Source organism: Comamonas granuli NBRC 101663, assembly GCF_000739995.1.
In the GTDB taxonomy this organism is placed as follows: domain Bacteria; phylum Pseudomonadota; class Gammaproteobacteria; order Burkholderiales; family Burkholderiaceae_C; genus Simplicispira; species Simplicispira granuli.
The window spans coordinates 243,575-260,833 of record NZ_BBJX01000004.1 but is presented as its reverse complement, the minus strand read 5'-3'; the positions used below and the strand labels follow the sequence as shown (position 1 = coordinate 260,833).

Annotated in this window: 16 protein-coding genes and 1 tRNA gene; 9 read left to right on the top strand and 8 right to left on the bottom strand. The window is 67.3% G+C overall.

Annotated features, from left to right (window positions below; all coding sequences use genetic code 11):
• Position 1: 1 nt before the first annotated feature.
• The 4 genes from CGR01S_RS04560 to CGR01S_RS04545 form a co-directional block, all read right to left on the bottom strand.
• The gene (locus tag CGR01S_RS04560) at positions 2-955 is read right to left on the bottom strand and encodes a branched-chain amino acid ABC transporter permease (RefSeq protein WP_042422916.1); all 954 of its coding nucleotides are present in this window, start codon (positions 953-955) and stop codon (positions 2-4) included.
• Positions 956-1,030: 75 nt separating this feature from the next.
• The gene (locus CGR01S_RS04555; protein WP_042422913.1) at positions 1,031-2,266 is read right to left on the bottom strand and encodes a branched-chain amino acid ABC transporter substrate-binding protein; all 1,236 of its coding nucleotides are present in this window, start codon (positions 2,264-2,266) and stop codon (positions 1,031-1,033) included.
• A 129-nt stretch (positions 2,267-2,395) separates the two neighbouring features.
• Positions 2,396-4,033, bottom strand: a complete 1,638-nt coding sequence (locus CGR01S_RS04550) for a 3-(methylthio)propionyl-CoA ligase (RefSeq protein WP_042422910.1) — start codon at positions 4,031-4,033, stop codon at positions 2,396-2,398.
• Between the two features lie 41 nt (positions 4,034-4,074).
• Positions 4,075-5,142, bottom strand: a complete 1,068-nt coding sequence (locus tag CGR01S_RS04545; RefSeq protein WP_169742449.1) for an ABC transporter substrate-binding protein — start codon at positions 5,140-5,142, stop codon at positions 4,075-4,077.
• 225 nt (positions 5,143-5,367) lie between these two features.
• Between CGR01S_RS04545 and CGR01S_RS04540 the strand changes: the two genes are divergently transcribed.
• Positions 5,368-6,054 carry a Crp/Fnr family transcriptional regulator gene (locus tag CGR01S_RS04540; protein WP_042422907.1) on the top strand — a complete coding sequence of 229 codons (687 nt, stop codon included), beginning with the start codon at positions 5,368-5,370 and terminating at the stop codon, positions 6,052-6,054.
• A 21-nt stretch (positions 6,055-6,075) separates the two neighbouring features.
• On the opposite strand, the gene CGR01S_RS04535 is transcribed toward CGR01S_RS04540, so the two are convergent.
• A complete protein-coding gene (locus tag CGR01S_RS04535) occupies positions 6,076-7,788 on the bottom strand; it encodes a carboxylesterase/lipase family protein (protein WP_042422904.1) in 1,713 nt (570 codons plus the stop codon).
• 230 nt (positions 7,789-8,018) lie between these two features.
• Here CGR01S_RS04535 and CGR01S_RS04530 point away from each other — a divergent pair, with 230 nt between their 5' ends.
• From CGR01S_RS04530 to CGR01S_RS04505, 6 genes are read left to right on the top strand one after another with little or no spacing between them, the layout of a single operon-like run.
• Positions 8,019-9,029: an AraC family transcriptional regulator gene (locus CGR01S_RS04530; RefSeq protein WP_042423453.1), complete on the top strand. Its 1,011-nt coding sequence runs from the start codon at positions 8,019-8,021 to the stop codon at positions 9,027-9,029.
• A gap of 44 nt (positions 9,030-9,073) precedes the next feature.
• A complete protein-coding gene (locus CGR01S_RS04525) occupies positions 9,074-10,576 on the top strand; it encodes a protein adenylyltransferase SelO (protein WP_042422901.1) in 1,503 nt (500 codons plus the stop codon).
• Positions 10,573-10,986: a peptide-methionine (R)-S-oxide reductase MsrB gene (msrB, locus tag CGR01S_RS04520; RefSeq protein ID WP_042423451.1), complete on the top strand. Its 414-nt coding sequence runs from the start codon at positions 10,573-10,575 to the stop codon at positions 10,984-10,986. The genes CGR01S_RS04525 and msrB overlap by 4 nt, the downstream gene beginning before the upstream one ends.
• On the top strand, positions 10,983-11,540 hold the full coding sequence (locus CGR01S_RS04515; protein WP_042422898.1) for a septation protein A: 558 nt from the start codon (positions 10,983-10,985) through the stop codon (positions 11,538-11,540). Before msrB ends, CGR01S_RS04515 begins: the two co-directional genes overlap by 4 nt.
• Positions 11,537-11,806, top strand: coding sequence for a BolA family protein (locus CGR01S_RS04510; RefSeq protein ID WP_042422895.1), 270 nt, complete (start codon positions 11,537-11,539; stop codon positions 11,804-11,806). Before CGR01S_RS04515 ends, CGR01S_RS04510 begins: the two co-directional genes overlap by 4 nt.
• Before the next feature lie 28 nt (positions 11,807-11,834).
• The gene (locus CGR01S_RS04505; RefSeq protein ID WP_042422891.1) at positions 11,835-12,617 is read left to right on the top strand and encodes a peptidylprolyl isomerase; all 783 of its coding nucleotides are present in this window, start codon (positions 11,835-11,837) and stop codon (positions 12,615-12,617) included.
• A gap of 57 nt (positions 12,618-12,674) precedes the next feature.
• Here the strand turns inward: CGR01S_RS04505 and CGR01S_RS04500 are convergent, their stop codons facing one another.
• The 3 genes from CGR01S_RS04500 to infA form a co-directional block, all read right to left on the bottom strand.
• Positions 12,675-13,448 (bottom strand): acetyltransferase domain-containing protein, encoded by a 774-nt coding sequence (locus CGR01S_RS04500; RefSeq protein ID WP_042422888.1) that lies wholly within the window; start codon positions 13,446-13,448, stop codon positions 12,675-12,677.
• A 181-nt stretch (positions 13,449-13,629) separates the two neighbouring features.
• Positions 13,630-13,706 (bottom strand) — tRNA-Pro (locus CGR01S_RS04495).
• Positions 13,707-13,793: 87 nt separating this feature from the next.
• Positions 13,794-14,060, bottom strand: coding sequence for a translation initiation factor IF-1 (infA, locus tag CGR01S_RS04490; RefSeq protein ID WP_042422885.1), 267 nt, complete (start codon positions 14,058-14,060; stop codon positions 13,794-13,796).
• Between the two features lie 278 nt (positions 14,061-14,338).
• Between infA and asd the strand changes: the two genes are divergently transcribed.
• Complete coding sequence (asd, locus tag CGR01S_RS04485; RefSeq protein ID WP_042422881.1) at positions 14,339-15,184, top strand: archaetidylserine decarboxylase; 846 nt, start codon at positions 14,339-14,341, stop codon at positions 15,182-15,184.
• 47 nt (positions 15,185-15,231) lie between these two features.
• The gene (locus CGR01S_RS04480; RefSeq protein WP_042422878.1) at positions 15,232-17,223 is read left to right on the top strand and encodes a peptidase U32 family protein; all 1,992 of its coding nucleotides are present in this window, start codon (positions 15,232-15,234) and stop codon (positions 17,221-17,223) included.
• Positions 17,224-17,259: the final 36 nt, after the last annotated feature.

The following is a 17,259-nucleotide window of genomic DNA, read 5'->3' as shown; positions in this document are numbered from 1 at the left end:
GTCAGTCCTCCCGCGTGCCCAGCAGGCCCTTGGGGCGGAAGATCAGGATCAGTACCAGGAACAGGTACGGCAAGATGGGAGCCACCTGGGACACGGTGAGCTTGAGCACGGGCCAGCCGAAGGTTTCCTCGGAAACCATCACGCCCAGGGCCTGCAGGCCGCTGGCGAGCGACTCGTCGATGGCCACGGCAAAGGTCTGCACGACGCCGATAAGCAGCGACGCCAGAAAGGCCCCGGCCAGCGACCCCATGCCGCCGACGACGACGACCACGAAGATGATGGAGCCCACCGAGGCCGCCATGGCCGGCTCGGTGACGTAGGTGTTGCCGCCGATGACCCCCGCCAGCCCGGCGAGCGCACAGCCGCCACCGAACACCAGCATGAACACGCGCGGCACGTTGTGGCCCAGGGCCTCGGTCATCTGCGGGTGCTTGAGCGCCGCCTGGATCACCAGGCCGATGCGCGTGCGCGTCAGCAGCAGCCAGACGGCCAGCAGCATGAGCAGCGCCACCAGCATGATGAAGGAGCGCGACTTGGGGAACTGCGTGTTGAACAGCGTGAACAGCGGCCCCTGCAGTTGCTCGGGCAGGCCGTAGGGCACCGTGGAGCGCCCCCACACGAGCTGCACGACCTCCAGCACCAGGTAGGACAGGCCGAAGGTCACGAGCAGCTCGGGCACATGGCCGAACTTGTGCACGCGGCGCAGGCTGTAGCGCTCGAACAGCGCCCCCATGGCTCCGACGAGCAGGGGCGCAATGACCAGTGCGGGCCAGAAACCGACGAGCCCCGAGAGCGTGTAGGCGAAGTACGCGCCCAGCATGTAAAAACTCGTGTGCGCGAAATTGAGCACACCCATCATGCTGAAGATCAGCGTAAGCCCCGAGCTGAGCATGAACAGCAGCAGCCCATAGCTCACGCCGTTGAGCATGGAGATGACAAAAAATTCAAGATTCATCGGAAAAAAGCACGCTACAAGGTCAAAAAAAGAGGCCCGAACTCCTCGGGCCCCTGGCCAAGCTGGAGACCCCGATCAGGAGGGACGCTTCATCTGGCACGAAGTCGGCGTGCTCGCCACATAGGGCTCGTAGTACTTCACCGGTACGAAGGTGTAGCCGGTGTTCTCGGAGTCGAGCGGGTACTTGCCGCCGGCCTTCTCCCACTTGGAGATGAACAGGCCCTGCTGGAGCTGGTGGTCGGTCTTGCGCATCTCGACCTCGCCGTTGAAGCTCTTGAACTTCATGCCCTCGAGCACGGGAGCCACCTTGGCCGGCTCGGTGGACTTGGCCTTGGCAAAGGCTTCGGACAGCATGGCAAAGCCGTGGTACACGGCGCCGGTGTACATGTCGTCGTTGAACTTCTTCTTGTAGTCCACGACGATCTGGTTCAGCGGGCCAGGCAGGTTCATGTGCGAATAGGCCACCATGTACACACGCCCTGCGGCGTTGGCGCCCATGGCCGTGGGCGTGCCCGAGACGGAGCCGTAGTAGGTGTAGAAGTTGACGTTGTTCAGGCCCGCATCGTTGGCCGCCTTGATCAGCAGGGCCAGGTCGGAGCCCCAGTTGCCGGTGATCACGGTATCGGCGCCCGAGGCCTTGATCTTGGCGATGTAGGGCGAGAAGTCACGCACCTGGGCCAGAGGCGCCAGGTCGTCGCCCACGATCTGCACGTCCGGGCGCTTGCGCTTGAGCATTTCCTTGGCGTACTTGGAAACCTGGTGACCGTGCGAGTAGTTCTGATTGATCAGGTAGACCTTCTTGACCTCGGGAATGTCCTTCATGTAGGTGGTCAAGGCCTCCATCTTCATGGAGGTGTCGGCATCGAGGCGGAAGTGCCAGTAGCTGCACTTGCTGTTGGTCAGGTCGGGGTCCACGGCTGCGTAGTTGAGGTACAGCACCTCCTTGCCGGGGTTGCGGGCGTTGTGCTTCTCCAGCGCGTCCATGATGGCCAGGGCCGGGCCGGAGCCGTTGCCCTGCACCACGTAGCGCACGCCCTGGTCGATGGCCGAGCGCAGGGCGCTGCTGGTCTCCTGCGGGCTGAGCTTGTTGTCGATGCCGATGATCTCGAACTTCACGCCCGCAACGTTCTTCTTGTTGAACTCTTCCGCCAGAAACTGCCAGCTCTTGAGCTGGTTCGTGCCCACCGCGGCCATGAGGCCCGACAGCGGATCCATCCAGGCAATCTTGACGGTTTCACCTTTTTGGGCAAATGCGCCGCCAGCGCTTACCAAGATTACGGAAGCAGCTACTGCTTTGATAGCAAATTTCATATTCAGTCTCCAGTGTGGTTCAACAATTGCAGCGTACCGTTTTGCGGTGCATCAAAGCTCAGGGATTGTCCCTAGCCCCTATCACCCACGCGACTGCCGCGGCATGCTGATGCCGCGGCAGCCGTCAGCTCACAGGCCCGGCAACCTGTAGTCCTTGAGCTGCTCGCGCAGCCGTGTCTTGAGCATCTTGCCGGTGGCCCCGAGCGGGATGGCCTCGACGAACACCACGTCGTCGGGGATCTGCCACTTGGCGGTCTTGCCCTCGTAGAACTTCAGCAGTTCCTCGCGCGTGACCTCGGCGCCGGGCTTCTTGACCACGACCACGATGGGGCGCTCGTCCCACTTGGGGTGCGGCATGCCCACACAGGCGGCCATGGCGATGGCCGGGTGCGCCATGGCGATGTTCTCCACGTCGATGGAGCTGATCCACTCGCCGCCGGACTTGATCACGTCCTTGCTGCGGTCCGTGATCTGCATGAAGCCGGCGGCGTCGATGGTCGCCACGTCGCCCGTGGGGAACCAGCCATGGCCGCGGGCATCCTTGATCAGCGGGCTCTCACCCTTGTAGTAGGTGTCCAGGATCCAGGGGCCGCGCACCAGCAGGTCGCCGTAGGTCTTGCCGTCCCAGGGCAGCTCCTGGCCCTCGCCGTCGACGATCTTCATGTCCACGCCGAAGATCGCCCGGCCCTGCTTCTGGCGGATCTTCATCTGCTCGTCGGCCGACAGGCGCAGCTGCTTGTTCTTGAGCGTGCACAGCGTGCCCAGCGGGCTCATCTCCGTCATGCCCCAGGCGTGCAGCACTTCCACGCCGTACTCTTCCTGGAAGGCCGTGATCATGGCGGGCGGGCAGGCCGAGCCGCCAATGACCGTGCGCTTGAGCGAGGAGAACTTGAGGCCCGCAGGCTTCATGTGGCCCAGCAGCATCTGCCACACCGTGGGCACGCCGGCGGCGTAGGTCACCTGCTCGGCCTCCATGAGCTCGTACACCGACTTGCCGTCGAGCGCCGGACCGGGGAACACCAGCTTGCAGCCGGTGAGCGCGCCCGAATAGGGAATGCCCCAGGCGTTGACGTGGAACATGGGCACCACGGGCAGCACGGCGTCGCGCGCCGACAGGCACATCACATCCGGCAGGGCCGCGGCGTAGGCGTGCAGCACCGTGGAGCGGTGGCTGTACAGCGCCGCCTTGGGGTTGCCCGTGGTGCCGCTGGTGTAGCACATGCTCGATGCCGTGTTCTCGTCGAACTCGGGCCAGGCATAGGTGGTGGGATAGGCGGCGATCCAGGCCTCATAGCTCGCCAGGCCGGGCACGCCGCTGTCGGCAGGCAGCTTGTCGGCGTCGCAGAGCATCACCCACTTCTTCACCGTCGGGCATTTGGCATGCACGGCCTGCACCAGGGGCAGGAAGGTGGCGTCGAAACACAGCACCTGGTCTTCGGCGTGGTTGATGATCCAGGCGATCTGCTCGGGGTGCAGGCGCGGGTTGATGGTGTGCAGCACGCGGCCCGAACCGCTGACGCCGAAGTACATCTCCATGTGGCGGTAACCGTTCCACGCCAGCGTGGCCACGCGGTCGGAGAATTGCAGGCCCATGGCGTCCAGGGCATTGGCCAGTTGGCGCGAACGCGCCGCCAGGTCCTTGTAGGTGTAACGGTGGACATCGCCTTCCACGCGGCGCGAGACGATCTCGCCATCGCCATGGTGGCGTTCGGCGAAGTCGATCAAAGAGGAAATCAGCAATGGCTGACTCTGCATCAAACCCAACATGTGTACTCCTTTAGAAACAAAAAGTGCGACCACGCACCATCCTAACGGGTGAACTTCTCGCCCTTGCCGATGATGGTCAAATCCACAAACCGCGATCCCTGGCGCACGCCCTTGCCGTAGTCAACGGTGAAGCCGCCGATGTCGAAATGGCGCAGCGACTCCAGCGCCTGCACGAAGCGCGTGCGCGTGAGGTCCCGGCCCGCGCGGCGCAGGCCCTCGGCAATCACCTTGGCGTTCATGTAGGCCTCCAGGCCCAGGAACGAGACATGGCGCTGCATGCCCGCCTTCTCCAGCGCACGGCGGTATTCGCGCGCCAACGGCAGGCCCTGGCTCCAGGGAAAGGGCACCACCGAGGTCACCACCACCCCCACGCCGTCCTCGCCCAGGGCGCGCAGCGTGGCCTGGGTGCCCATGACCGAGAGCGTGTAGAAGCGCGTCCCCCGGTTGATCTGGCGGTAGGCCTTGATGAACGACACCGTGGGCGCGCCGGCGGTGATCATGATGATGGAGTCGGGTTCGGTAGCGGCCAGCTTGGCCACGGCCTGCTGCACATCCGAGGAGTCCGCCTGCAGCGAGGCGTCGGAATGCAGCTTCTGCCCGCGCTTGCCCATGGCCTGGCGCGCGCCCTCCAGCCCGTCCTTGCCGAAGGCGTTGGCCGTCCAGAGCACGGAGATGCGCGGCACGCCGATGGTCGTGAGGTGCTCCACCAGCTTGTCCACCTCGTCGCCATAGCTGGCGCGCAGATGGAAGACATGGTCCAGGGCGGGCTCGCGCAGCAGACCGGCGCCCGTGAACGGTGCGATCAGCGGCACGGGCGGGCTTTCCTGGGCCAGCCGGGGCAGTATGGCCGCCACGTTGGCCGTTCCCGTGAGATTGCACAGCGCAAACACGTCGGTCTCGGCGATCATGCGCTCCACGTTCTTCACCGTGTTGTCGGGCTTGTAGCCGTCGTCGAGCGTCACCAGGCGCACGCGCCGGCCCTGGATGCCGCCCTGGGCATTCACCGCGTCGAAAAACACCTGGGTGGCGTTCACGATGTCGGGCGCCATGGCGGCCAGCGGCCCGCTCAGGTCCAGCGACTGGCCGAGCACGATCTCACTGTCGCTCACGCCTTGCGCCGCTCGGGCCGGGGACCACGGCGCCAGCGCCACCGCGCCCAAGCCACCCAAGAATGTCCTTTTGTTCCACATCATCATTGCTTTCCTGTCGGCTCCTGTGCAGGGGGGAGCCCGAAGTGTCCCGGCACGCCAGCGGCCTGCCAACTCCTGTCGTCCACCGGACATTTAGCGCGGGTTATCCCGGAAATGCGCGCGGCGGCATTGCAAAATCGGCCCATGTTCTGCGTATCCGATCCTGCCGAGCGCTTCATCAGCACCCAAGCCTGGTTTGCCAGCCTGCCCGAGTCCCTGCAGCACGCGGTGCGCACAGGGGTGCAGGTCACCGAAGGGGCCAAGGGCGAGGTCATACTCCCCCTGGGCTCGCCCGCGCAAGGCTGGCATGCCGTGCTCAGCGGCCTGGTCATGCTGCGCACCGCGGCGCGCAAGGCGCGCGCCTCGGCCTTCATCGGCATCCCTGCCGGCGAGTGGTTTGGCGAAGGCACGGCCATGAAGGCCGAAGCGTTGCGGTACGAGGTGGTGGCGCTGCGCCCCACCCAGCTGCTGTGCCTGCCGCTGCCGCTGTTCAACACGCTGCAGGCCCAGAGCCTGGCCTTCAACCAGTACCTGGCCCAGCACCTGAACCTGCGCCTGGGCCAGGCCATGGCCATCATCGAGGCCGGGCGCATCCGCACGCCCGAGCACCGCGTCGCGCTGACCTTGAGCCGCCTGTTCTGGCGCAGCACGCGCCGGCTCAAGCTGACCCAGGAGGAGCTCGGGCAACTGGCGGGGCTGTCGCGCCAGACGGTCAACCGCACCCTGCGCGCCCTGGAGGCACAGGGCATCGTGACGCTGGACTTCGGCGGCGTGGCCATCGTGGACGACGCCGCGCTCAACGCCCACCTGGCGGCGACGACCACTGCCTGACCCTTGCCGTGCTGCACGGGCTCACTGCGCGCGCAGGCGCAGATCGGACAGACCCGCATCGAACACCCATAGCCGCGGCCAGGGCTCCCAGGCCTGGCCCAGGCCGGCGTGGCCCGGCTGGCCGGTGTACGCGAAGGCGCGCAGGCTTTGCATCATGGCCTGCGACAGCGCCAGCCGGCCCGGCTCGTTGGCCCGGCTGTTGCTCGCGCGCGCAAACACCGAGGGGCCGAAGTTGCCGAACAGGAAGGGCAGATCAAAGGCATGCGCAGCGCCATACACCTCGTTCCAGGGCGCGGGCTGCTGGGCCCAGTCGAAGCGGTAGTTCCACACCTCCTTCTGCTGGCTGCGCAGCGTGTTGAGCAGGTTGTCGCGGCTGACGTCGAAGAAACGGCTGGCCAGCAGCCGCGTGCGTGCGTCGTAGCCCGTGCCTGGCGCCGATACCGGCAGGTAGGAGCCGTCGAGGATGTCGCCCGCCGTGAGCGTGGTGGGCGCATCAGGGTCGAAGCGCTGCATCATGGCAAAGCGCTCGGCGTCGCCGATCTTCATGCCCGGTTTGCCGCCCAGCAGGGCCAGGAAAGGAGCGAACAGCTTGCCCTCCTCCTTCGTATAGCCCGTGAGCACCGGCACCTTGTGGTAACGGCCGGCGGCGATGGCGCCCATGGGGTCGGCCGGCACGAGCACGCCGTCGGGAATGGGCCCGGAGCCGGTGAGCTTGTGCGCCGCCAGCGTCTGCAGGATCACGCGCCCGTCTTTGCTGCGCAGGTAGCGGGCCTTTTGCGCGGGCGTCCAGCCCGCGACCAGGGCCTGGGCCTTCTCCAGGTCGCTCGCCAGCGCGTCGGCCAGCGCCAGGTGGGCCAGCAGCCCCGCGGCCTGGGCCGCATATTTGGCAGCGGGGCTCAGCGTGGGAATGCTGCCCGGCGGCAGATTGCCCGGCAGCGACAGGCCGCCGCTCACGGCCACGAGCTTGTGGAACAGCCCGGCGGCCTGGGGCGCGGTCAGCAGCGCCAGGGCATTGATCGCGCCGGCGGACTGCCCCATCAGCGTCACATTGCCCGGGTCGCCGCCAAAGCGCTCGATATTGCCCTGGATGAAGCGCAGCGCCTGGAGATGGTCCAGCAGGGCATAGTTGCCGGTGGCCGGCTGGTTGTGCGCGTGCAGCTCGGGCAGGTGCAGAAAGCCCAGCACATCGAGCCGGTAGTTGGCCGTGACCACCACTGCCTGGGCGGTGCGCGCCAGCGCCGCGCCGTCGTACACGGGGTCGGCGGTGTAGCCCGAGATGGCGCTGCCCCCGTGCAGGAACAGCAGCACGGGCAGCCGGCCCTGCGCGTTCGCCGGGCGCCAGATGTTGAGCGTCAGGCAGTCCTCGCTGCCCACGGGGGTGTTAAGCGTCTGGGCGATGCTGTCGTCGAAGCGGTTGTTCGCGCCTGGGCCGTAGATGCGCCCCATCTGCAGGCAGGCGCTGCCAAAGCGCGTGGCATCGCGCTCCCCCTGCCATGCCGCAGGCTCTACGGGCGGCTGCCAGCGCAGATCGCCCACAGGCGGCCGGGCAAAGGGGATGCCCTTCCAGGCATAGGTGCCGCTGGCGGCGCTGTCGTCCACGCCGCGCACCAGACCGTAGCGGGTGGCACGCACTTCGGGCTGTGCCTGCGGCGTGCCGGTGCTCGCGCACCCGGCGGCCAGAACGGCGGCCAGCATGGCCAGCATGCGGCGCCCACACCAAAGATAATCAGCCATGTTTGTCTCCTTGGGGGTTTTTGTGGAATGCTCGGCCCCCTGCCGAGGGGCCGCACGCGCTGTGCGTCCGGCCGCGCCGCCGATTGTGCGAACCCCTCTACCATTTGCCGCTATCGCAACAGTGCCAAAACAGTGACTTCAGAGCGCCAACCTAGTGTTCTCCCTGATGCCGGAGGCCCTGCGTGACACCGCGCACGAGTTCCGCCGCCTGGGTGCGCGGCGTCGCCGACATGTTTGCCGCTGAAGGCCTGCCCGCGGCAGAGCTGTGCGCCGAGGCCGGCATCGACCTGCAGGCCCTGCAGCAGGCCCACACCCGCGTGGACGTGGACCGCGTGAGCCTGCTGTGGGAGCTGGCCGTGGCCCGCTGCGGCCATGGCGCGCTGGGGCTAGACCGGAACCTCACGGCGCGCTTTGGCAACGTCGATCTCGTGGGCTACGCGCTCGCGTCCAGCCCGGATCTGCTGACGGGCTTTCGGCAGCTCGAGCGCCAGATGGCCGTGATCTCGGACGCCACCACGTTTGCCCTGCAAAGCGACCCGCGCGGCCACTGGCTGGTGCTGAGCCACATCGGCGCCACGCGGCCCATCCCGCGCCAGCGCGTGGAATACGCGGTGCTCACCCTGCTCACGCTGTGCAACTGGCTCACACGCCGCGAGTTCATGCCCCTGGCGGTGGAGCTGGTCACCCCGCCCCCCGTGGCGCACGAGACGCGCTACCGCGAGGCCTTCGGCCTGCTACCGCGCTTTGGCCAGCCGGCCAACCGCTTCCTGCTCTCCGATGCCGACCTGCGCGCCCCCATACCCACCCACAACCCCAGTCTCTGGGCGCTGCACGAACGCCTGGTGGAGACCGAGCTGGATCTGCTGGGCCAGACGCTGGCCAGCACCCGCGTGCGCTCCGAGATCGCCCGCATCCTGCACCTGGGCGAGCCGCGCCGCGAAGACGTGGCGGCCCGCCTGCACCTGACGGACCGCACCCTGCAGCGGCGCCTGCAGGCCGAATCCGTGTGCTACCAGCAATTGCTGGACGACACGCGCCGCGAGCTGGCCCTGCAGTACCTCGCCAACGAGCGCCACAGCATCGCCGACGTGGCCGACCGCCTCGGCTTTTCCGACACGAGCAACCTGTTTCGCGCCTGCAAGCGCTGGTTCGGCATGCCGCCGGGGCAGTACCGCCAGCGCCTGCTCGCCGCCCCGGCCGAGACCGCGCCGGCCGCAGCCACCCTCCCGCCCCCCGGATAGCCCTGCAGTGCGTGCGCATAGCGGCCCTGCGGGACAATGCCGCGATGAATGCCCCCGCCGCCGCCCGGCTGCCCACCGTGGACACCGGCCTGTCCTGGAGCAACAGCTTTGCCGCCCTGGGGCCAGGGTTCTACACGCGCCTGGCCCCCCGGCCCCTGCCCGCGCCCTGCCACGTGGCCAGCAGCCCCGACGTCGCGCAACAGCTGGGGCTGCCTGCCGCCTGGCTGCAGTCGGAGGATGCGCTGCGGCTTTTCAGCGGCAACGCCCTGCCCCAGGGCGGCGAGCCGCTGGCCAGCGTCTACAGCGGGCACCAGTTCGGCGTCTGGGCCGGCCAGCTCGGCGACGGCCGGGCGCTGCTGCTGGGAGAGGCGCAGACGGCGCACGGACCGCAGGAAATCCAGCTCAAGGGCAGCGGGCTCACGCCCTACTCGCGCATGGGCGACGGGCGGGCAGTGCTGCGCTCGAGCATCCGCGAGTTCCTCTGCAGCGAGGCCATGCATGCACTGGGCGTCCCCACCACGCGGGCGCTGTACCTCTGCGGTTCGCCCGAGCCGGTGCAGCGCGAGGCCGTGGAGACCGCCGCCGTGGTCACGCGCGTGGCGCCCAGCTTCATCCGCTTCGGCCATTTCGAGCATTTCGCGGCGCGCAGCCAGTTCGACGCGTTGCAGCAACTGGCCGACTACGTAATCGCGCGCTTCTACCCCGAGTGCGCGGACGGGGCCGACTGCGGCGGCCACGCGGGCAACCGCTACGCGGCGCTGCTGCAGGCGGTGAGCGAACGCAGCGCTGCCCTGGTGGCGCAGTGGCAGGCCGTGGGCTTTTGCCACGGCGTGCTCAACACCGACAATATGAGCATCCTGGGCCTGACCATCGACTACGGGCCCTTCCAGTTCCTCGACCATTTCGACCCGGGCCACATCTGCAACCACAGCGACCGCCAGGGGCGCTATGCCTACGAGCAGCAACCCGGCGTGGTGCTGTGGAACCTGTACCGCCTGGGCCAGGCCCTGCAGCCGCTGATCGGCGACCCGGCCATCGCCATGGGTGCGCTGGAGTCCTACCGCACGCTGTACCCGCAGCACTTCATGCAGCGCATGCGCGCCAAGCTGGGCCTGGGCGCCGCGCACGCGGGCGACAGCGCGGTGATCGACGGCATCCTGCACCTGCTGGCCGACCAGGCCGTGGACTACCCCATCTTCTGGCGCCGCCTGTCGCTCGCCGTCGCGGACGCAGACTTCGAGCCCGTGCGCGACCTGTTCGCCGACCGCGCACGCCTGGACCGCTGGCTGCTATCTTTCGAGGAGCACGCCGCGCTTTCTGGCAGGGCGCCAGATGCCGATTTGATGCTCAAGAACAACCCCGCCATCGTGCTGCGCAACCACCTGGCGGAACAGGCCATTCGCGCTGCGCAGCAAGGGGATTTTTCCGAACTGCACACGCTCCAACACCTGTTGCAGCGCCCCTGCGAGGACCACCCCGGCCACGAGGCGCGCACCGGTTTTCCGCCCGACTGGGCGGCCCACCTGTCCATCAGTTGCTCATCATGACCCCTGGCATTCCCGCATCCGACGCCGAGTGGCAAGCCCTTCTGCGCAGCAAGAACGCCGAGCCCGGCGCCTTCGAGGTCACGCGCCGCGCCGCCACCGAGCGTCCCTTCACCGGCCGCTACGAGGCCCATTGGGCCCACGGCAGCTACCACTGCATCTGCTGCGGCAGCAAGCTGTTCGACTCCGCCACCAAGTTCGATGCCGGCTGCGGCTGGCCCAGCTTCTCGCAGGCCGTGCCCGGCGCCATCGCCGAACGCACCGACCGCAGCCATGGCATGCTGCGCACCGAGACCGTATGTGCACAATGCGGCGCGCACCTGGGGCATGTCTTCCCCGACGGCCCGGCCCCCACGGGCCTGCGCTACTGCATGAACTCCGCTGCACTGGACTTCACCCCGGAAACCCCATGAAACTGCTGATCGACTTCTTCCCCATCCTGCTGTTCTTCATCGCCTTCAAGTTCTGGGGCATTTACGTGGCCACGGGCGTGGCCATCGCCGCCACGGTGGTGCAGATGGTCTGGCTGCGCATGCACCATGGCCGCATCGAACCCATGCAGTGGCTCAGCCTCGGGGTGATCGTGGTCTTCGGCGGCGCCACGCTGCTGGCGCACAGCGAGGCCTTCATCAAATGGAAACCCACCGTGCTCTACTGGCTGATGGGCGGCGCCCTGCTCGTGGGCCAGCTCGTGTTCCGCAAGAACCTGATCCAGCGCCTCATGGGCGGCCAGATGGAGCTGCCCGAGCCCGCCTGGCGCGCCATGAACTGGAGCTGGATCGTGTTCTTCTCCATCATGGGCGCGCTCAACCTCTGGGTGGCCTATGAGTTCGACACCGATACCTGGGTCAACTTCAAGCTGTTCGGCGGCCTGGGGCTGATGCTGGTCTTCGTCGTGGCCCAGGCCTTGTACCTGAGCCGCTACATCAAGGACACCCCCGACAACGCAAAGGACCCCCTGGCATGACCGACCCCGCCGTCACCGCCCCCGCCATGGAACGCGCACTGCAGGAAAAGCTCCAACCGTCTGCCGTGCAGGTACTCGACGAAAGCTGGCAGCACGAAGGCCATCCCGGCGCCAATGGAACGGGTTTTGGCACGCATTTCCGCGTGCGCATCGCGTCACCTTTGTTTACCGGTTTGCCGCGCGTGCGCCAGCATCGGCTTGTGTATGATGCGCTGCAAGATTTCATTGACCGTGGTGCGCACGCCATTGCCATTGAGATTCTCTGACCCCCTCTTTCTTGTCCACGGATACCGAATGAAAAAACAGCTCCTGTCCGGCCTCGTGGCCGCAGCCTTGACCGGCGCCATGGCCCTGCCCGTGCACGCCCAGAACCTCGCCATCGTCAACGGCAAACCCGTTCCCAAGGAGCGTGCCGAGACGCTCAAGCAGCAGGTCGAACGCTCGGGCCGCAAGGTCACGCCCGAAATGGAAGGCCAGATCAAGGAAGAAGTCATCGCACGCGAAATCTTCCTGCAGGAAGCCCAGCGCCGCGGCCTGGAGGCCTCGCCCGACTACAAGGCCCAGATGGAACTGGCCCGCCAGACCATCCTGATCCGCGAGCTGTTCGCCGACGAACAGAAGAAGAACCCCGTCTCCGACGAGGAGATCAAGGCCGAGTACGACAAGTTCGTCGCCGCCAACAGCGGCAAGGAATACAAGGCCAGCCACATCCTGGTCGAGAAGGAAGACGAGGCCAAGGCCATCCTCGCCGAGATCAAGAAGGGTGGCAAGTTCGAGGACATCGCCAAGAAGAAGTCCAAGGACCCCGGATCGGGCGCCCAGGGCGGCAACCTGGACTGGGCAGCTCCTGGCAGCTACGTGCCCGAGTTCACCGAAGCCATGGTCAAGCTCGAGAAAGGCAAGACCTCGGCGCCCGTCAAGAGCCAGTTCGGCTGGCACATCATCCGCCTGGACGACGTGCGCGAAGCCCAGTTGCCCAAGCTCGAAGACGTCAAGCCCCAGGTGTCGCAGCAGCTGCAGCAGCAAAAGCTCGCCAAGTTCCAGGAAGACCTGCGCGCCAAGGCCAAGGTCGAGTAAGCACCCCGTGTGCCCCCCGAAAAAACGCGGCCTGTGCCGCGTTTTTTCGTTGCGGCGTCAGTGCGCGCCCAGCAGCCAGCCCACGGCCAGCAGCAGGCCGATCATCACCGGCTGGTGCAGCATGTAGTAGCTCAGGCTCCAGCGCCCCAGCACGGCCAGGGGACGCGCGGCCCGGGGCACCGGGCGCTGCAGCCAGGCGCTGTGGCGGCGCAGCAGCCACTGGCCAGCAGCCAGGCCCCACCACATCACGCCCAGCCAGGGCAGCACGGGCACGTAGTCTTCGGTGTAGGGTTTGCGCGCCACCAGTCCCAGCCAGTTCAGCGCCTTGCCCTGAAAAAGCGGCGCCGCATCCGCCAGCGGCCCCGCCAAGGCCCACTGCGCAAGCACGGGCAGCACCAGGGCCACCGCACCTGCAGGCCACAGCCAGCGCCCCCAGGGTGCCGAAAGCCGCGCCAGCACCAGCATCACCGCCATGCCATGCAGCACCCCGAAATGGATGTAGCTGCGCGGGAACATGAGCCACGACCCCAGCGACACCAGCAGCGCGCAGGCCGCAATCTGCAGCCAGCGCCGGCCAAAGCGCCGCCAGCCCTGCGCCTGCGCCTGCTCCAGCGCCAGCGCCTGCCCCAGGCCGGCGCAGAGCAGGAACAGGCTCACGATGGCCGTGCGCTGCAGCGTCCAGAACGGATCGTGCAGAAAATCCTGCGGCCAGTAGCGGAAATGGCTCAGATCGAAGCAGAAGTGGAACACCGTCATCCACACCATGGCCAGCCCGCGCAGGGCATCCACGCCATCCGCGCGCGCACCGGCGCCCAGACGTGCAGCGGGCATCAGATGTCCATGGCAGGACCGTGCTCCTGCGGCGTCACACACTTCCAGCACTCCACCATTGCTTCTCCTCGAAGAACCGATTCTGCAACACCGTCCGGGCAGCGGGCCAAGCCGCATGGCCAATGGCGCCGGGCAAAAAACAAAAGGCCTGCAGAGACATCTCTGCAGGCCTTGTTCATGGTGGTCGGAGCGGCGGGATTCGAACTCGCGACCCTCTGCTCCCAAAGCAGATGCGCTACCAGGCTGCGCTACGCTCCGACAGCTGGCATTCTAACCCGGCCAGCGCACCCTCCCCGAGCAGGCGGCAGGATATTTTGCCGCTGCGCCCCGGGCTGGCGTGTGGCATCAGCGGCCGGACGTGGAGCCTGCGCCACCCGGGCCCGGGCCGCGGCCTGCCAGGTGGCGGAAGATGATGCGACCCTTGGTCAGATCGTAGGGCGAGAGTTCGAGCGACACCTTGTCGCCCGCCAGGATGCGGATGTGGTGCTTGCGCATCTTGCCGCCCGTGTAGGCGATGAGCTGGTGACCGTTGTCCAGCGTCACGCGAAAGCGCGAGTCGGGCAGCACTTCCGTCACGCTGCCCTGCATTTCAATGAGTTCTTCCTTTGCCATGTTGTCAATCTCTGAATATGGATGCGATCCGTCAACAGCGCCTGTGTCTTGCGTAAGGTTCCCACGGCAAACCACGCCGGACCTGCCAGGCCGGGTGGCAGAAGCATTGCGGGCTGTGGGGTTCGCTGCACCCGGGGCGCAATTCAGAACGAATGCCGGGAGAGACGGCTCCAGAACAACAGGCAACGCGCTGTTGGAGCGCGCTTATTGTACTGCGATGCCGGCGCGCTGCACGCGCCGATAGAATGGCGCGCTCTCTACTCCTTTCGAGTCCGCCCTTGTCCGACCGCCTCGCCGTATTGCCGCAATACCTGCTGCCCAAGCAGGCCCTGACCGCCGCCGCCGGACGCATTGCCTCGGCGCGCGCCGGAGCGCTCACCACGGCGCTGATCCGCCGCTTCGTGCAGCGCTACGGTGTGGACATGTCCGAGGCCGCCAACCCCGACCCGGCGAGCTACGCCAGCTTCAACGAATTCTTCACCCGCCCTTTGCGTGACGGCGCACGCCCGCTCGCCCAGGCCGACCTGGTGTGCCCCGTGGACGGGGCGGTCAGCCAGTGCGGGCCCATAGAGAACGGGCAGATCTTCCAGGCCAAGGGGCACCACTACTCGGCCACGGCCCTGGTGGGCGGCGATGCGCAGCTGGCGGCGGCCTTCCAGCAGGGGCACTTTGCCACGCTGTACCTGAGCCCGCGCGACTACCACCGCATCCACATGCCCTGCGCGGGGCGGCTGCTGCGCATGGTGTACGTGCCCGGCGCGCTCTTTTCCGTGAATCCGACGACGGCGCGCGGCGTGCCCGGCCTGTTCGCGCGCAATGAACGCGTGGTCTGCGTGTTCGAGGGCGACCAGGGTCCGTTCGTGATGGTGCTAGTGGGCGCCACCATTGTGGGCAGCATGGCCACGGTGTGGCACGGGGTGGTGAATCCGCCGCGCCTCGGGCAGTTGCGCCACTGGGACTATGCGGGGCAGCACATCACCCTGCGCCAGGGCGAGGAGATGGGGCGCTTCCTCCTGGGCTCCACGGTGGTGCTGCTGCTTCCGCCAGGCGAGCTGGCCTTTGCAGCGGATTGGGCCCCTGGCCGCGCCATCCGCATGGGCGAGGCCATGGCCTCGCTCGGCTAAAGCCGCCCGCCAGCGGGCGCAGCAGGGGCGCGGGATAATCCCGCCCCATGTCCCTGCTGCCCCACCAGATCGAGCTGCTGTCCCCCGCGCGCGATGCCGACATCGGCATCGAGGCCGTCAACCATGGCGCCGACGCCGTCTACATCGGCGGCCCGGCCTTTGGCGCGCGCGCCGGCGCGGGCAACGACGTCCGCGCGCTGGAGCGCCTGATCGCCCACGCCCACCGCTTCCACAGCCGGGTGTTCATCACGCTCAACACCATCCTGCGCGACGACGAGCTGGAGGGCGCGCGCCAGATGGCCTGGCAGGTGTACAACGCCGGGGCCGACGCGCTCATCATCCAGGACATGGGCCTGCTGGAACTGGACCTGCCGCCCATCCAACTGCACGCCAGCACCCAGACCGACATCCGCACGCCCGAGAAGGCGCGCTTCCTGCAGGACTGCGGCCTGTCGCAGATCGTGCTGGCGCGCGAACTCACCGTGCAGCAGATCGCCGCCGTGCGCGCCGCGACCGATCCGCAGCGCTGCGCCATCGAGTTTTTCATCCACGGCGCACTGTGCGTGGCCTACAGCGGCCAGTGCTACATCAGCCATGCCCAGACCGGCCGCAGCGCCAACCGGGGCGATTGCAGCCAGGCCTGCCGCCTGCCCTACCAGGTGACCGACGCGCAGGGCCGCATCGTTGCGCACGACAAGCATGTGCTCTCGATGAAGGACAACAACCAGAGCGACAACCTGCGCGCCCTGATCGACGCCGGCGTGCGCAGCTTCAAGATCGAGGGCCGCTACAAGGACATGGGCTACGTGAAGAACATCACCGCCCACTACCGCAAGCTGCTCGACGAAATCCTCGACGAGCGCGAAACCTCGGGCGACCCGCTGGCGCGCGCGTCGAGCGGCCGCACCACGTTCACCTTCACGCCCGACCCGCTGCAGAACTTCAACCGCGAGTTCACCGACTACTTCGTCAACGGCCGCAAGGAGGACATCGGCGCCTTCGACACGCCCAAGAACCCGGGCCAGGCCATCGGCTGGGTGACCAAGCTCGGGCCCAACTTCGTCGAGCTGGAAGTGAGCGACCCGGCCACCGTGCTGCACAACGGCGACGGCCTGTGCTACTACGACCTGCACAAGGAACTGGTGGGCCTGCAGATCAACCGCGCCGAACCCGTGTCGCCGCGCGGCGGAAGGCAGTGGCGCGTGTTCCCGAAAGACCCGATGGAGGGCTTCAAGGACCTGCGCAAGGGCACCGAGGTCAACCGCAACCGCGACATGGACTGGGTGCGCACGCTGGAGAAGAAGTCCAGCGACCGACGCCTCGGCCTGTGGGCGCAGTTCGCCGAGACGGCGGACGGCTTTGCCCTCACGCTGACCGACGAGGACGGTTTCACCGGCAGCGCCCAGGCCGCCCTGCCCCATGAGGCGGCGCAGGATGCCGCCAAGGCAGAGGCCAGCCTGCGCGAGCAGCTCGGGCGCTTTGGCGCCAGCATCTTTGCCGTGCACGACATCGCGCTGCAACTCTCGCGGCCCTGGTTCGTGCCCGCCTCCAGCCTCAACGCCCTGCGCCGCGACGCCCTGGCCGCGCTGGAGGCCGCGCGCGCCGCCGGATTCGAGCGCCTGCCGCGCGCCACGCCCGTCGAGCCGCCCGTGCCCTACCCCGAGGACACGCTCTCCTACCTCGCCAACGTGTTCAACCACAAGGCGCGCGATTTCTACGCGCGCCACGGCGTGCAGGTGATCGCCGCTGCCTACGAGAGCCACGAGGAGGAAGGCGAGGTCAGCCTCATGATCACCAAGCACTGCGTGCGCTACTCCCTGAGCCTGTGCCCCAAACAGGCCAAGGGCGTCACGGGCGTGCAGGGCACGATCCGGGCCGAGCCGCTGCAGCTCATCAACGGCAAGGAAAAACTCACCCTGCGCTTCGACTGCAAGCCCTGCGAGATGCACGTGGTGGGCAAGATCAAGCGCCAGGTGCTGAACCAGGCGCAGGAGCAGCCCCTGACCTTCTACCGCGCCCGGCCACCGGCAGCGCACTGATTTTCGTTTTCAAGCAAAAAACGCCTCGAAAGCTCG

Excerpts from the sequence above, each read along its gene's own strand:
- CGR01S_RS04560 (WP_042422916.1), bottom strand. The coding sequence starts at position 955 with ATGAATCTTGAATTTTTTGTCATCTCCATGCTCAACGGCGTGAGCTAT.
- CGR01S_RS04555 (WP_042422913.1), bottom strand. The coding sequence starts at position 2,266 with ATGAAATTTGCTATCAAAGCAGTAGCTGCTTCCGTAATCTTGGTAAGC.
- CGR01S_RS04550 (WP_042422910.1), bottom strand. The coding sequence starts at position 4,033 with ATGTTGGGTTTGATGCAGAGTCAGCCATTGCTGATTTCCTCTTTGATC.
- CGR01S_RS04540 (WP_042422907.1), top strand. The coding sequence starts at position 5,368 with ATGTTCTGCGTATCCGATCCTGCCGAGCGCTTCATCAGCACCCAAGCC.
- CGR01S_RS04535 (WP_042422904.1), bottom strand. The coding sequence starts at position 7,788 with ATGGCTGATTATCTTTGGTGTGGGCGCCGCATGCTGGCCATGCTGGCC.
- CGR01S_RS04530 (WP_042423453.1), top strand. The coding sequence starts at position 8,019 with ATGTTTGCCGCTGAAGGCCTGCCCGCGGCAGAGCTGTGCGCCGAGGCC.
- CGR01S_RS04525 (WP_042422901.1), top strand. The coding sequence starts at position 9,074 with ATGAATGCCCCCGCCGCCGCCCGGCTGCCCACCGTGGACACCGGCCTG.
- msrB (WP_042423451.1), top strand. The coding sequence starts at position 10,573 with ATGACCCCTGGCATTCCCGCATCCGACGCCGAGTGGCAAGCCCTTCTG.
- CGR01S_RS04515 (WP_042422898.1), top strand. The coding sequence starts at position 10,983 with ATGAAACTGCTGATCGACTTCTTCCCCATCCTGCTGTTCTTCATCGCC.
- CGR01S_RS04510 (WP_042422895.1), top strand. The coding sequence starts at position 11,537 with ATGACCGACCCCGCCGTCACCGCCCCCGCCATGGAACGCGCACTGCAG.
- CGR01S_RS04505 (WP_042422891.1), top strand. The coding sequence starts at position 11,835 with ATGAAAAAACAGCTCCTGTCCGGCCTCGTGGCCGCAGCCTTGACCGGC.
- CGR01S_RS04500 (WP_042422888.1), bottom strand. The coding sequence starts at position 13,448 with ATGCCCGCTGCACGTCTGGGCGCCGGTGCGCGCGCGGATGGCGTGGAT.
- infA (WP_042422885.1), bottom strand. The coding sequence starts at position 14,060 with ATGGCAAAGGAAGAACTCATTGAAATGCAGGGCAGCGTGACGGAAGTG.
- CGR01S_RS04480 (WP_042422878.1), top strand. The coding sequence starts at position 15,232 with ATGTCCCTGCTGCCCCACCAGATCGAGCTGCTGTCCCCCGCGCGCGAT.